Source organism: Actinophytocola oryzae (assembly GCF_004364325.1).
Taxonomy (GTDB): domain Bacteria; phylum Actinomycetota; class Actinomycetes; order Mycobacteriales; family Pseudonocardiaceae; genus Actinophytocola; species Actinophytocola oryzae.
In genome coordinates, this window is sequence record NZ_SOCP01000010.1 from 291409 (window position 1) to 304551 (window position 13143).

The 13143-nt window shown below is 70.8% G+C and carries 16 protein-coding genes; 9 read left to right on the forward strand and 7 right to left on the reverse strand.

Annotated features, from left to right (window positions below):
* Positions 1-41 precede the first annotated feature (41 nt).
* Positions 42-1010 (reverse strand): 4-hydroxy-3-methylbut-2-enyl diphosphate reductase, encoded by a 969-nt coding sequence (locus CLV71_RS26835; protein ID WP_133905606.1) that lies wholly within the window; start codon positions 1008-1010, stop codon positions 42-44.
* A gap of 66 nt (positions 1011-1076) precedes the next feature.
* Here CLV71_RS26835 and CLV71_RS26840 point away from each other — a divergent pair, with 66 nt between their 5' ends.
* The 4 genes from CLV71_RS26840 to CLV71_RS26855 are packed head-to-tail and all read left to right on the forward strand — an operon-like array spanning position 1077 to position 3631.
* Positions 1077-1745, forward strand: coding sequence for a lipid droplet-associated protein (locus tag CLV71_RS26840; RefSeq protein ID WP_133905607.1), 669 nt, complete (start codon positions 1077-1079; stop codon positions 1743-1745).
* Positions 1742-3007, forward strand: a complete 1266-nt coding sequence (gene xseA / locus CLV71_RS26845; RefSeq protein WP_133905608.1) for an exodeoxyribonuclease VII large subunit — start codon at positions 1742-1744, stop codon at positions 3005-3007. The genes CLV71_RS26840 and xseA overlap by 4 nt, the downstream gene beginning before the upstream one ends.
* Positions 3008-3059: 52 nt before the next feature.
* Positions 3060-3425 carry a sugar ABC transporter substrate-binding protein gene (locus CLV71_RS26850; protein ID WP_243866722.1) on the forward strand — a complete coding sequence of 122 codons (366 nt, stop codon included), beginning with the start codon at positions 3060-3062 and terminating at the stop codon, positions 3423-3425.
* Positions 3422-3631 carry an exodeoxyribonuclease VII small subunit gene (locus CLV71_RS26855; RefSeq protein WP_208297770.1) on the forward strand — a complete coding sequence of 70 codons (210 nt, stop codon included), beginning with the start codon at positions 3422-3424 and terminating at the stop codon, positions 3629-3631. Before CLV71_RS26850 ends, CLV71_RS26855 begins: the two co-directional genes overlap by 4 nt.
* A 401-nt stretch (positions 3632-4032) precedes the next feature.
* On the opposite strand, the gene CLV71_RS26860 is transcribed toward CLV71_RS26855, so the two are convergent.
* Positions 4033-4812, reverse strand: a complete 780-nt coding sequence (locus tag CLV71_RS26860; protein WP_133905609.1) for an enoyl-CoA hydratase-related protein — start codon at positions 4810-4812, stop codon at positions 4033-4035.
* Positions 4813-4821: 9 nt separating this feature from the next.
* The gene (locus CLV71_RS26865) at positions 4822-5622 is read right to left on the reverse strand and encodes a PaaX family transcriptional regulator (RefSeq protein ID WP_133905610.1); all 801 of its coding nucleotides are present in this window, start codon (positions 5620-5622) and stop codon (positions 4822-4824) included.
* A gap of 159 nt (positions 5623-5781) precedes the next feature.
* On the opposite strand from CLV71_RS26865, the gene CLV71_RS26870 reads away from it, so the two are divergent.
* The 3 genes from CLV71_RS26870 (at position 5782) to CLV71_RS26880 (ending at position 8534) form a co-directional block, all read left to right on the forward strand.
* Positions 5782-5949, forward strand: a complete 168-nt coding sequence (locus tag CLV71_RS26870; RefSeq protein WP_133905611.1) for a DUF3117 domain-containing protein — start codon at positions 5782-5784, stop codon at positions 5947-5949.
* Positions 5950-6000: 51 nt separating this feature from the next.
* Complete coding sequence (locus tag CLV71_RS26875) at positions 6001-7506, forward strand: leucyl aminopeptidase family protein (RefSeq protein ID WP_133905612.1); 1506 nt, start codon at positions 6001-6003, stop codon at positions 7504-7506.
* A gap of 125 nt (positions 7507-7631) precedes the next feature.
* Complete coding sequence (locus CLV71_RS26880; RefSeq protein ID WP_133905613.1) at positions 7632-8534, forward strand: S1 family peptidase; 903 nt, start codon at positions 7632-7634, stop codon at positions 8532-8534.
* Between the two features lie 47 nt (positions 8535-8581).
* Here CLV71_RS26880 and CLV71_RS26885 read toward each other — a convergent pair whose 3' ends face one another.
* The 3 genes from CLV71_RS26885 to glgA form a co-directional block, all read right to left on the reverse strand.
* Positions 8582-9028, reverse strand: a complete 447-nt coding sequence (locus tag CLV71_RS26885; protein ID WP_133905614.1) for a GtrA family protein — start codon at positions 9026-9028, stop codon at positions 8582-8584.
* A gap of 62 nt (positions 9029-9090) precedes the next feature.
* The gene (locus CLV71_RS26890) at positions 9091-9624 is read right to left on the reverse strand and encodes a GNAT family N-acetyltransferase (RefSeq protein WP_133905615.1); all 534 of its coding nucleotides are present in this window, start codon (positions 9622-9624) and stop codon (positions 9091-9093) included.
* A gap of 6 nt (positions 9625-9630) precedes the next feature.
* Positions 9631-10791: a glycogen synthase gene (glgA, locus tag CLV71_RS26895; RefSeq protein ID WP_133905616.1), complete on the reverse strand. Its 1161-nt coding sequence runs from the start codon at positions 10789-10791 to the stop codon at positions 9631-9633.
* A gap of 47 nt (positions 10792-10838) precedes the next feature.
* Here glgA and glgC point away from each other — a divergent pair, with 47 nt between their 5' ends.
* Both glgC and CLV71_RS26905 read left to right on the forward strand, forming a co-directional pair.
* Positions 10839-12059, forward strand: a complete 1221-nt coding sequence (gene glgC / locus CLV71_RS26900) for a glucose-1-phosphate adenylyltransferase (protein WP_243866723.1) — start codon at positions 10839-10841, stop codon at positions 12057-12059.
* A 41-nt stretch (positions 12060-12100) separates the two neighbouring features.
* The gene (locus tag CLV71_RS26905; RefSeq protein ID WP_133905617.1) at positions 12101-12373 is read left to right on the forward strand and encodes a hypothetical protein; all 273 of its coding nucleotides are present in this window, start codon (positions 12101-12103) and stop codon (positions 12371-12373) included.
* A gap of 1 nt (position 12374) precedes the next feature.
* Here the strand turns inward: CLV71_RS26905 and CLV71_RS26910 are convergent, their stop codons facing one another.
* Positions 12375-13025 carry an O-methyltransferase gene (locus CLV71_RS26910; protein WP_133905618.1) on the reverse strand — a complete coding sequence of 217 codons (651 nt, stop codon included), beginning with the start codon at positions 13023-13025 and terminating at the stop codon, positions 12375-12377.
* Positions 13026-13143 lie beyond the last annotated feature (118 nt).

Here is a 13143-nt window from a genome sequence, read left to right on the forward strand (position 1 = left end):
GCACGGCGCCGACATGTCGGCGCCGTGGCGATGGCGGCTGCCTAGCGGACGCTGCCCAGGAGGTCGTTGTCCTTCAGCGCCTTGCGAAGCTCGCGTGGGAGTGCGAAGGAGACCTTCTCGTTGGCGGTGGTCACTTCCTGTACGTCGGCGAAACCGCGGTCGGCCAGCCACGACAGCAGGTCCATCACCAGGATGTCCGGCACGGACGCGCCACTGGTGACGCCGACCGTGACGACGCCGTCGAGCCAGGTCTCGTCGACCTCGCGGGCGTAGTCGACCAGGTACGACGCCCGGGCGCCCGCCTGCAGGGCGACCTCGACGAGCCGCTTCGAGTTGGACGAGTTCTGCGAGCCGACCACGAGCACCAGATCGCACTCCGGGGCCATCGCCTTGACCGCGACCTGGCGGTTCTGCGTGGCGTAGCAGATGTCGTCGCTCGGCGGGTTCTGCAGCTCGGGGAACCGGGACTTCAGCTGGTTGACGCGGACCATCGTCTCGTCCACCGACAGGGTGGTCTGTGACAGCCAGACGACCTTGGACGGGTCGCGGACGGTGACGTTCGCGGCGTCCTCGGCCGTGTCGACCAGCTGGACGTGCTCGGGCGCCTCGCCTGCGGTGCCCTCCACCTCCTCGTGGCCCTCGTGGCCGATGAGCAGGATGTCGTAGTCGTCGCGGGCGAAGCGCTTGGCCTCCTGGTGGACCTTCGTGACCAGCGGACAGGTCGCGTCGATCGTGCGCAGCTGCCGTGCCGCCGCCTGGTCGTGGACCGCGGGCGACACGCCGTGCGCGGAGAACACCACGAGCGCGCCCTCGGGCACCTCGTCCGCCTCGTCGACGAAGATCGCGCCGCGTTCGGTCAGCGTCTCCACCACGTGCTTGTTGTGGACGATCTCCTTGCGCACGTAGACCGGTGCGCCGTAGGTCTCGAGCGCCTTCTCGACGGTCACCACGGCACGGTCCACGCCTGCGCAGTAACCACGCGGCTTGGCCAGCAGAACTCGCTTGGTCATGGCACCCAGCGTACGTACCGGACTCCTGTGTAGGCAGATCGGTCGCACTGGTGCAGGCTAGGCGGCATGAAGTCACTACCGCTCCCGATTCGGGTTGCGGCCGGCCTCGCCGTCACCGCCGTGGAACAGGCCCGCACGCTGCCCGCCAAGCTCGCCGGGCTGCCGGTCACCGTGGCGAGCCAGGCTCTTCAGGTCTCCATGCGCGTGCAGCAGCAGGTCACCGAGCTGGCCATTCGCGGTGACGAGGTGCTCGCGGGCCTCCGCCCGGTCGAGGACACGCCCGAGTGGGCGACCTTCGACGAGGACGCCCAGGACGACGGGTTCGACGTCAGCAGGCCCGCGCCGTTCGAGTCGGCGTTCGACCGTGTCGAGGACGAGCCGGACCGGCGTAACGGTCACCACACCGACAGCCCCGAGACGTTCGCCACACCCGACCCGTGGACCCAGGAGGAGCGGGCCCTCGCCGAGGAGGCCGACGCACACGACGGCCTCGGTGGCCTGGAGGACGTCGACGAGGACCCGGTCGAGCCGCCGGTTCCCGCGGACGACCCCAGGTCGTTGCCCGAGGCCGCGGGTTACGACGAGCTGTCCCTGCCCCAGCTGCGTGCCCGGCTTCGCCGCTTCTCCGCCGACGAGCTGGCCGAGCTGCTCGAGTACGAACGCGCGCACGGCAACCGCCCGTCCTTCGTCGGGATGCTCACCCGCCGCATCGCGACGGTGCGCGACCAGCGGTGACGGATCCAGCCACCAGCCCGGAGACGCCGTGGCCGGTGCGGACCGTCGCGCGCAAGGTCGCCGACTGGATCAACCGCCTCGGTGACGTGTGGGTCGAGGGCCAGGTCACCCAGATCTCGAACCGCCCGGGCACCGGCACCGCGTTCATCACGCTGCGCGACCCGGCCGCGGACGTGTCGATGACCGTCACGTGCCCGACCGGCATGCTGCGCCAGCACCAGCCGCCGCTGTCGGACGGCGCCCGGGTCATCCTGCACGCGCGCCCGGTGTTCTTCATCAACCGCGGCACGCTGTCGCTGCGTGCCGACGAGATCCGCGCGGTCGGCATCGGGGAGCTACTCGCGCGGATCGAGCGGCTGCGCAAGCTCCTCGCCGCGGAAGGGATCTTCGATCCTCGCCGCAAGAAGAGGCCGCCGTTCCTGCCGCACACGGTCGGCCTGATCACCGGTCGCGCGTCGGCGGCGGAGCACGACGTGATGGTCAACGCCCGTGCCCGCTGGCCGTCGGTGCGCTTCCGGGTGGAGAACGTCGCCGTGCAGGGCGCGCTCGCCGTGCCGCAGATCGTCGACGCGCTCGGCGCGCTCGACCGGGACAAGAACGTGCAGGTCGTCGTGATCGCGCGGGGTGGTGGCAGCGTCGAGGACCTGCTGCCGTTCTCCGACGAGACGTTGCTGCGCGCGGTGTCCGACTGCCGCACGCCGGTACTGAGCGCCATCGGGCACGAACAGGACACGCCGCTGCTCGACCACGTCGCCGACGTCCGCTGCTCGACCCCGACCGACGCGGGCAAGCGCGTCGTCCCGGACATCGCCGAGGAGACCGCCAGGGTTCGCCAGCTGCGCGACCGCGCGCGCCGGGCGTTGCACGGATGGGTGGATCGTGAACGTCGTCTGCTCGACGCGCTGCGCAGCAGACCCGTTCTCGCGGACCCGCTGACGCCGCTGGAACAGCGAAGTGCGCAGGTCAGCATGCTCGTGGAGCGATCAAGGCGGGCGGTCGCGGCGCTCGTGGCCGCAGAGAGGTCCGCATTGGACCACACAAGAGCCCGCTTGACGACACTGGGGCCAGCCGCCACGCTTGCCCGCGGGTACGCGGTTGTGCAGTGGGTGGACGCCGAAGAAAACCCACGAGTGCTCCGCTCGACGGCAGAGGCGCCGGACGGGACTCGCCTACGGGTCCGTGTCTCCGACGGCGCGGTGCACGCGATCGCGTCCGCCTGGGGTGACGCGAGCGGAGGTAGCGGTGCCGAGACTGGATCGTGAACCGATTTTCCTACCGTTGACGATCGATGCCACTCATACCGTCGCGCGGGCGATGGAACATGAGCCGGCGTTGCGTACTCCCGCGGACGTGGTGTCCCGCAGGGCCCGCGAGGCCGACCGGGCCGCGGCCGAGTGCTGGACCGCGCTGCTCGCCGGTTGCGACACGCCGGGGTGCCGAACCCTGCCCGTGCGTCTGCGTGCCCTGTCCGAGGCCACCTCGGACTACGCTGGCATGCGGTGGTGGCTCGGCAGGGGCTCCCAGCACCGACACCGCGTGAGCCGTGCGCTGGAGCGCATCGAGGAAGCGGTGGCCGAGCGCGACGGCGCCGACTTCGCGGAGGCGTTCGTCGGGTACGACCAGGCCGTCGCCGCCGCCCTGGTGAACGCGCACAGCCGATTGGAGACCCACGCCCAGTGAGTGCCGACCCGACCCTCGACTACGAGGCAGCCCGCGACGAGCTGGCGGAGGTGGTGGCCAGGCTCGAGGCAGGCGGTCTGTCGCTGGAGGAGTCGCTGGCACTGTGGGAACGCGGCGAGAACCTGGCCAAGATCTGCGACCGCCACCTGGCAGGCGCGAAGGAACGCATCGAGTCCGCACTGGCCGCCGCCGAGTCCGAGAACTGATAAGGCGTTTTTTCACAAACCCCCGAGTTGTCCACAGCCGCCCCGGTTGTCCACAGGCAAGATCGACATCCCTCGTTCCGTCACCCCCTACCGGTAGACTGGCAAGGCGGGACGCCCCCGGGAATGGGTGGGGGCTGCCTTCTGGCCGTTTTCGCGGGAGATTGCGTTGAGCTGCGGTTTCGGCTCGCCATTCTGTCGGCGTACGAGGGGTTGGTCGGGCCGGATTCATCGCAGTGTGCGGCTGTTGTGTCACCCCTGATCTTTGGGCATAGTTCCGCCCGTCAACGGAGATCTCCGGGGAGACGGCGCTCGGCCACAATCGGGGAACGCCGTCCGCACCGAATCCGTGATCCCACCCCGGGGCCGCTCGAACAGGCGGACCCGCGACCCGAATTCCGAACCTAGTGGCCGGTGAAAGTCGGGGGGCGTTTGGCCACGAACGCGTCCACGGCCTCTCGATGATCCGCCGTGCCGCCCAGTTGTGACTGGGCTTTTTCCTCCGTCGCGAGGGCCTTCTCCAGGTTCGCACCCGCCGCGGTCAGCAGGGCCTCCTTGATCTTGGCGTAACCGGTCGTCGGCCCGGTCGCCATTCGTGCCGCCAGTTCCTGCGCCGCCGACAGGGCCTCGCCGTCCTCGACCAGTTCCGTCGCCATGCCCAGGGCGACGGCCTGTTCCGCGGTCACCGGCTTCGCCAGCAGCATCAGCTCCATCGCCCTGCCGTAACCGACGAGCCTCGGCAGGGTCCACGACGCGCCCGAGTCCGCGGTGAGGCCGATCGTCGCGAACGCCATCAGGAACTTCGCCGACCGCGACACCACCCTCAGGTCGCACGCGTACGCGAACGACGCCCCAGCGCCCGCCGCGATGCCGTTCACCGCCGCGATCACCGGTTTCGGCATCGACGTCAGCGTGCGGACGATCGGGTTGTAGTGCTCCGCCACCGTCGTGAACGGCTCGGGGGACTCCAGCGCGGTGATGTGTTCCTTCAGGTCCTGCCCGGCGCAGAACGCCTTGCCCGCACCCGTCAGCACCACCGCCCGCACCGACGGGTCCGCCGCGGTGTCGGTCAGGGCGTCGCGCAACGCGGTCTTCAGCTCCGCCGTCAGTGAGTTGAACGCCTCCGGCCGGTTGAGCGTGAACGTGCGTACGCCGTCGCGGTCGTCGACCAGCAGTGGTGTCAAGGCATCTCCTCAGGCGCTGGATCTGGTGCGGGTGCCTCTGCTGAGGCAGTCGGACAGGAACGCCCCCGCGGCGGGGGCGAGCCGCGCGGTGTGCTCGTCGAAGAACGCCGCTGCCTCGGTGCCCGGCCACGCGGGCGGGAGCACGGCCGGTGGCAGACCCGGGTCGCGGAACAGGAACTTCCGCCACGCGTGCAGCAGGTTCTGCGACGCCGCGAAGGCCTCCGGCGGCCTTGTTCCATCCACTGTGGACACTACGGGGAGCCACGTCGTCACGAACGCGGCGTAGTCGGCACCCAGCGCGTCAAGGTCCCAGGCCCTCGCGGCCAGACCGGCGTCGTCGCCGTCGTGGGTGCCGTGGAAGACGCGTGCGGCCACCTCCTCCGCCGCGAGGATGTCCGGCAGCTCCGGCGACGGACGGGGTGCCACCCACGTCGTCGGTCCCAACGGTCCGTAGCCGACCAGTCGCAGGGAAGAGTCGAGGCGGTCCCGGGCACCCCGGTTCGGCAGCTCCTCGAGCACCAGGACGTGCCACCTGCCGTCCCATGTGGAGGGTCTGGTGCGGTAGATGCGTCCCGCGGCCTCGTCGAGCCTGCGTTCGGCACGCCTGGTCAGGGCGTAACCAGGCCCATCCTGCAGGCGGACTGGCCGCAGCCAGTCCTGACGGACCATTCTGGACACCGCCGTGCGGATGGCGGGCGCCTCGAAGCCGAGCGGCTCCAGCAGCCGCACCAGCGCGGCGATCGTCGCGGAGCCACCTCTGGCTCTGAGGTAGCTGCCGTAGACGTCGAACAGCGCGGACCGGGCTCGCACGATGTCCGAGTCTAGTGCGGGTCGAGCGCGTCTTGGCCGGTCATCGACACGCAGGTGATCGGTTCGATTTCACCCGCGAGATGCCATAGGGGAGAATGTCAGGGTCTTTGGCCGGGTGAGTCCGGCCGAGGTGGCAGGCTATGACGGAGGGAGCACGCTATGGCGGCCATGAAGCCCCGGACCGGGGACGGTCCCCTCGAGGTGACCAAGGAGGGTCGGGGCATCGTGATGCGCGTCCCACTCGAAGGCGGTGGACGCCTCGTCGTCGAGATGTCGGCAGAAGAGGCAAGCGCCCTGGGTGACGCGTTGAAGGCCACGGCTGGCTGACGGTCCGGAGTGGACGAACAGGGTCGTTGATCCGTCGAGTATGGAGGTCCGTTGCAAACACCGGTTCCCGCGATACCGACGGCACTTCCCGATGTGGAGGTGACCAGTACGGCACGGCGGACCACCCCGCTTGCCGTGGTGGTCGCCGCTGGTGGTGCGGCACCGGCGGCACTGTCGGCTCGGGGAGAGGAGCTGACGGGCGAGTGGTTGGACGCCATCGCGTTCACCGGCCGGGCCGGGGAGGTCCAGCCGGGTCCGGTGGGGTCCTCGGTGCGGTGGGTGGCCGGGGTCGGTGACGGTGCGCCCGGCCAGTGGCGCACCGCGGGTGCGGCGCTGACCAAGGCCTTGAACGCGAGGATCGAGCAGGACACGGGTGCCGGCCGGACCGCCGAGCGGACGCTGCAGGTGGAGCTGCCGCCGACGGTCGGGCCGGAAGAGGTCGCCGAGCTGGTGTGCGGGTTGCGGCTCGGCGGCTACCGGTTCGTGGTCACCGCGGAGGCGGCGCCGCCGGTCGTGGCGACCATCCGGCTGGTGACCACCGACGCGGCGGTCGAGAGCGCGGTGCGGCGGGCCGCGGTGCTCGCGCAGGCGACGGCGCTCGCGCGGGACCTCGCGAACACGCCGTCGAACGTCAAGGACCCGGCGTGGCTCGCGCGGATGGCCGTGCGCACGGCGGGCAAGGTCAGCGACGTCGTCGTGCGGGACGAGAAGTGGCTGGCCGAGGAGGGCTTCGGCGGGGTGCTCGCGGTGGGCGGCGGGTCCACGCGGCCGCCGAGGTTCGTCGAGCTGTCGCACCGGCCGTCCGGGCGGCGCCGTCCGCACGTCGTGCTGGTCGGCAAGGGCATCACGTTCGACACCGGTGGCATCTCGGTGAAGCCCGCGGAGGGCATGCACCTGATGCGGACCGACATGGCAGGCGGTGCCGCGGTCATCGCCGCGGTGGAGGCCGTCGCGCGGCTCGGGCTGGACGTGCGGGTCACCGGGCTGGTGTCGTGCGCGGAGAACCACCTGTCCGGAACGGCGTATCGGCCCGGCGACATCGTGCGGCACTACGGCGGTCGCACCACCGAGGTGACCAACACCGACGCGGAGGGCCGCATGGTGATGGCCGACGCCCTCGCGTACGCGGTCGACCGGCTGCAGCCCGACCTGCTGGTGGACGTCGCGACGCTGACCGGCGCCATGAAGATCTCCCTCGGCGTGCGCACCGGTGGCGTGTTCGCGTCGACGGACGCGGTCGCCCAGCAGGTGCTGATGGCGGGTGTGGCCGCCGGTGAGCGGTGGTGGCGGATGCCGCTCGGCTCCGACGTCGACTCGGTCGCGGAGGAGTTCGCGGACGCGGTGCACAGCGACGTCGCCGACGTGCGGCAGTGCCCGCCGGGCCCCGGTGGCATCTCCGCGGCGATGTTCCTGCGGGAGTTCACCGGCGACCTGCCGTGGGCGCACCTCGACATCGCGGGCCCGGCGCGGGCCGACCGCGGCTACGACGAGGTCGTCGCGGGCGCGACGGGTTTCGCCGCCCGGACCCTCGTGGAGCTGGCGGCGTCGTACGCATGACTGGCAACTGTTGCCCCCGAACGGCCGATATCGGACAAACAACACGATAAGTAACTTCATCGGACATCACCCAACCCGGGTGACGAATTCCCTCCCCCTGCGAGCATGACGAGGGAGAAGTCCTGATGAAACACATCACCTTCGCACGGTTGGCCAGCGCTGTGGTGGCCGTCGGCGTGGCACTCACCATGGCCACACCCGCGACGGCGTCCCCCGTGACACAGCGGAGCGCCGCCGACCTGTCCGCGGCCCTGACCTCGCTCAACGAGGCGGCGCAGAGCCGTCCGAGCACGGTGACGGGCTGGCACGTCGACGACGCGACGCGGTCGGTCGTGGTCTCGGTGCACGGCTCCGACAAGGGCGTGACGAGCTGGGCCGCGGGCCTCGGCGCGGGCGCCGTGAAGATCGAGCACGTCGCCGAGGCGCCGAGGACGTTCTGGAACCTCATCGGTGGCCAGGCCATCACCACGGGCGGCTCACGCTGCTCGCTCGGCTTCAACGCCGCCTCCGGCAGCACCCGGTACGTCGTCACGGCCGGTCACTGCACCGCCGCGGGCGCCAGCTGGTCGGGTAGCGGCGGCACCATCGGCACGCGCTCGGCCTCGTCGTTCCCGACGAACGACTACGGCGTCATCCGGGTCACGTCCAGCTCGGCGGTCTCGACCGGGCTGATCGACCGGTACTCGAGCGGCAGCGATGTGCCCGTCACCGGCACGGCGACGGCCACGGTCGGCATGGCCGTGTGCCGGTCCGGCTCCACCACTGGCTGGCGCTGCGGCACGGTCACTGCCGTGAACCAGACGGTCTGCTACTCGCAGGGCTGCGTCAACCAGATGATTCGCACGAACGTGTGCGCCGAACCGGGTGACTCCGGTGGCTCGCTGGTGACCAACCCGAGCTCTGGCCCGGTGCGTGCCGTGGGTCTGACCTCCGGCGGCTCCGGCAACTGCACCAGCGGTGGCACGACCTACTTCCAACCGATCACCGAGGCACTGAGCGCGAACGGCCTGTCGCTCGTCACAGGCTGACCATCCTGGCGGTCGGGTCGGCTCCCCCCGCCGACCCGACCGCCACGTCAGCCGGCCAGCGCCAGTGCGGCGTGCCGCGCCCCGCGCTCGGCACGGGCGGCGAAGACCCGGTCGAAGATGGCGAACTTGGCGACGAGCACCGGTCCGCTGGCCGCGAGATAGCTGACCGTCAGCGCCACCGGCTGCCAACCGGGCGACAGCAGCGGCAGGACCAGGCTCTCGGCAGCGGTCGTCAGGGCGATGGAAGCGACGCCACCTGCGAGGGTGACCGTCAGGTAGGTGGTCAGCTGGGCCCGCAGCTTGCCGGGAGGCCACGCCCAGTAGCGGACCATCACGAAGTGCGGCCCCGAGCCCGCGAGGAACGCGATGGTGCTCGCGGTCGCCGCGTCGAGCGGGGTCCAGCTGTACAGTACCACCAGCACCACCTGGCTCAGCCCGGTGGCGATCGCGGACGCGACCGTGAAGCGTGCCAGCCGGATTCGTGAAGGTGCCATGGGAAGAAGTTATTGCCCCTGGACTGAACACGCTCTCAGGAAGAACCCTGAGCTTTCCCCTATCAACCCCGGTCAGGGGTGAGCCGCCACACGACGTCCAGGCCGTCCTCGCCGGGAGTGAGGGGCTCCTGGGGCGGCCGTCGCTCCACCTCCACGAAGCCGAGGCGCTTCGGCACGGCGGCACTGCGCAGGTTCGCCACGTCGGTCACGATCTCCACGCGCCGCACACCCTGCCGGAACGCCTCGGCCGTCAGCAGGGACGCCGCCCGTGTCGCCACGCCCACGCCGACGTACGCGGGGTGCAGCCAGTAGCCGATCTCGAGGCCGCCAGGGCCGATGCGGGCCATCAGGCTCGTCGCACCCGCGAGCCTGCCGGAGACGAAGATCGCGTAGTTGTAGGCGGCGCCGCGGGCCCAGTCCTCGGCGGTGCTGGTCACGAAGTCGGCGGCGGCCTGCGGGGTGTAGCCGTCCGCCACCCACGCCATCCACGGCCGGAGGTGGTCGATCGACTCCACGACGACCTCGTACAGCGCCCCCGCGTCCGACTCACGCCAGCGGCGCAGCGTCACCTCACCCGAGCCAAGTTGTGCCCGCATGGGGCGTTAGTCAAGCACCGATCGGTACACCGCGACCGTCTGCTCGGCCACCGACTCCCAGGAGAACTCGGTGACCGCTCGCCTCCGGCCCGCCGCCCCCATGGCCTTCGCCCGTTCGGGGTCGCCCAGCAGGGTGTTCACGGCGTCCGCGAGGCCCGTCCGGAAGGCCGACTCGTCGGCCTCGTCGTAGTGCACCAGCAGGCCGGTGGTGCCGTCGTCGACGACCTCCGGGATGCCGCCGACGTCGGAGGCGACGACGGCCGTGCCGCAGGCCATGGCCTCCAGGTTCACGATGCCGAGCGGCTCGTAGACCGAAGGGCACACGAACACCGTCGCGTTGCCCAGGAACTGCCGTACCTCGGTTGGCTCGAGCATCTTCTGGATCCAGAACACGCCGGACCGCGCCGCGGCCAGCTCCGACACCGCCCTGGCGGTCTCCTCGGCGATCTCCGGCGTGTCCGGGGCACCCGCGCACAGCACGAGCTGCGCGCCGGGGTCGATCCGGTGTGCGGCCGCGACGAGGTGGCCGACACCCTTCTGCCGGGTGATCCGCCCGACGAACACCACGGTCGGGCGGTTCGGGTCCACGCCGTAGTGGCGTAGCGCGTCCGACTCCGTCACGGGGTGGTACGAGGTCGAGTCGATGCCGTTCCGGACGACCTTCACCCGTTCGGGCGCCAGTGACGGGTAGCAGTCGAGCACGTCGGCCCGCATGCCCTCGCTCACCGCGATGATCGCGTCCGCCGACTCGTACGCCGTCCGCTCCACCCACGACGACAGCCGGTAGCCGCCGCCGAGCTGCTCGGCCTTCCACGGCCTGCGCGGCTCCAGCGAGTGCGCGGTGACCACGTGCGGGATGCCGTGGAGCAGCTTCGCGAGGTGGCCCGCGTGGTTGGCGTACCAGGTGTGCGAGTGCGCGAGGTCGACGCCGTCGAGGGCCGCGGTGATCGACAGGTCCGCGGACAGCGTGCGCAGAGCCTGGTTGGCGTGCTCCAGCCCCGGCGCGGGGTTGTGTGCGTGGACACCCTCGCCGGACCGGGGCCCGCCGAAGCAGTGGACGTCCACGTCGACCAGCTCACGCAGGCGGGGCACGAGAAACTCGACGTGCACGCCCGCGCCGCCGTAGACCTCCGGCGGCCACTCCCGGGTTAACAGACCGATACGCACGTGCGTCAAGGTAGCCGTACCAGTGGCTACGCCGTTAGGGTCAGCCCGTGAAGTGGCAGCAGCCGCACGTGCTCGCGATCGTGCTCGCCGGTGGCGAGGGGAAGCGGCTGTGGCCGTTGACCGCCGACCGGGCGAAGCCCGCCGTCCCGTTCGGGGGCAACTACCGGCTGATCGACTTCGTGCTGTCGAACCTCGTGAACGCCGGCTTCCACCGCCTGTGCGTGCTGACGCAGTACAAGTCGCACTCCTTGGACAAGCACATCTCCACGACCTGGCGGTTGTCCAGCGTGCTCGGGCAGTACATCACCCCGGTGCCCGCACAGCAGCGGCTCGGCCCGAGGTGGTACACGGGCAGCGCGGACGCGATCTTCCAGTCGCTGAACCTGGTGTACGACGAGAAGCCGGACCACATCGTGGTCTTCGGCGCCGACCACGTGTACCGCATGGACCCGGCGCAGATGGTCGAGCAGCACGTCGACTCCGGTGCCGGGGTGACGGTGGCGGGCATCCGCGTGCCGAGGCCGGAGGCCAAGGCGTTCGGCTGCATCGACTCGGACGCCGACGGGAAGATCACCCGGTTCCTGGAGAAGCCCGCCAACCCGCCGTCGGTGCCGGACGACCCGGACGTCACCTTCGCGTCGATGGGCAACTACGTGTTCCGCACGTCGACCCTGCTCGAGGCCCTGCGCGAGGACGCCGCGAACCCCGAGTCGATGCACGACATGGGCGGCGACATCATCCCGATGCTGGTGAACCGGGGCGACGCACGCGTGTACGACTTCGACGACAACGCGGTGCCGGGCGCGACCGAGCGCGACCGCGGCTACTGGCGCGACGTCGGGACGCTCGACGCCTACTACGACTCCCACCTGGACCTGGTGTCCGTGCACCCGGTGTTCAACCTTTACAACCACCGCTGGCCCATCCGGACGGCGACGCCGCCGCTGCCGCCGGCGAAGTTCGTGAACTCCGGGAGCGCGGTCGAGTCGATCGTGGGGCCGGGCACGATCGTCTCGGGCTCGTCGGTGCGCGAGTCGGTGATCAGCGCCGACGTGATGATCGAGGACGGCGCGCTGGTCGAGGGCAGTGTGCTGCTGCCAGGGGTGCGGGTCGGCAAGGGCGCGGTCGTGCGCCGGGCGATCCTGGACAAGAACGTGATGGTCGCGGAGGGCGCCGAGATCGGCGTGGACCTCGCCGCGGACCGACAGCGGTGGACCGTTAGTTCAGGCGGCGTTGTCGTTTTGGGCAAAGGTGAGCGAGTCGACTGATTCCGGCCTCGCGGCGCGGGTCCCGTCTCTACGCTTGGCGCATGGAGCCCCCTCCGGAGAAGGACCCCTACCGGGCCGTGTGGCAGATGTCCCAGGTCGGCGACGCGGGCAAGCACAGCGGTCGGCGGGTTCGCTGGCTCGCCGGGACCATCGCGGGCCTGGTGTGCCTAATGCCGTTCGCCCTGGTCACGTCGGTCTTCTGGGGTTTCTGGGGCGGTGACGTGGAGCTGAACGGCCCCGGCTGGGCCACACTCCTGATCGGCGTCGGCGCGGCCCTGACGGTCGGCGGCTACGTGGCCACGACGGACAACTGAGTCACCTGGACTTGGCGGCGACCAGCAGGCCGTCGCCAAGGGGGAGAAGCACCGGGACCAGGCGGTCGTCGTCGCGGACGAGCCTCGCCACGTCGCGCAGGGCCACGGTCTCGGCGTCGCGGCGGGAGGGGTTCGCCACCCGGCCGGCCCACAGGACACCGGCGAACGCGATCACGCCGCCCGGCCGCAGCAGGCGGACGCCCTGTTCGTGGTAGCCCGGGTACTCCGGTTTCGCCGCGTCGACGAACAGGAGGTCGTACGCCTCCTCGGTCAGGCGGGGCAGCACGTCGAGTGCGCGGCCCATGATCAGGCGCGTGCGACCGGGTGGCACCCCGGCGGCCGAGAAGGCGCGCTTGGCGGACGCCTGGGGCTCCGGGTCGACGTCGATCGAGGTCAGGACGCCGTCCGAGGCCATCCCACGCAGCAGGTACAGGCCACTGACGCCCGCCCCGGTGCCGACCTCGACCACGGCCCTGGCCTGCAGCGCGGTCGCCAGGAACCGGAGCGCCGCACCCGACGCCGGCGAGATGGGACCGGCGCCCAGCTGGTCCGCGCGCCTGCGGGCGGCGGCCAGCGCGTCCTCCTCGGGGAGGTAGCCCTCGACGTACGCGTGCACCGCGTCGGAGTCGATCGTCGGCGTATCGGATGCCACGAAGTGTGAGATTAGCGTTCTCGGCCCCCGAACCGGGTGATAAGGGCCCTCTGGATTCTCAGGCGCTTCTCAGACGACTCTCACTAGCTTCACAACGACACCAGAAATAGTCATCGGT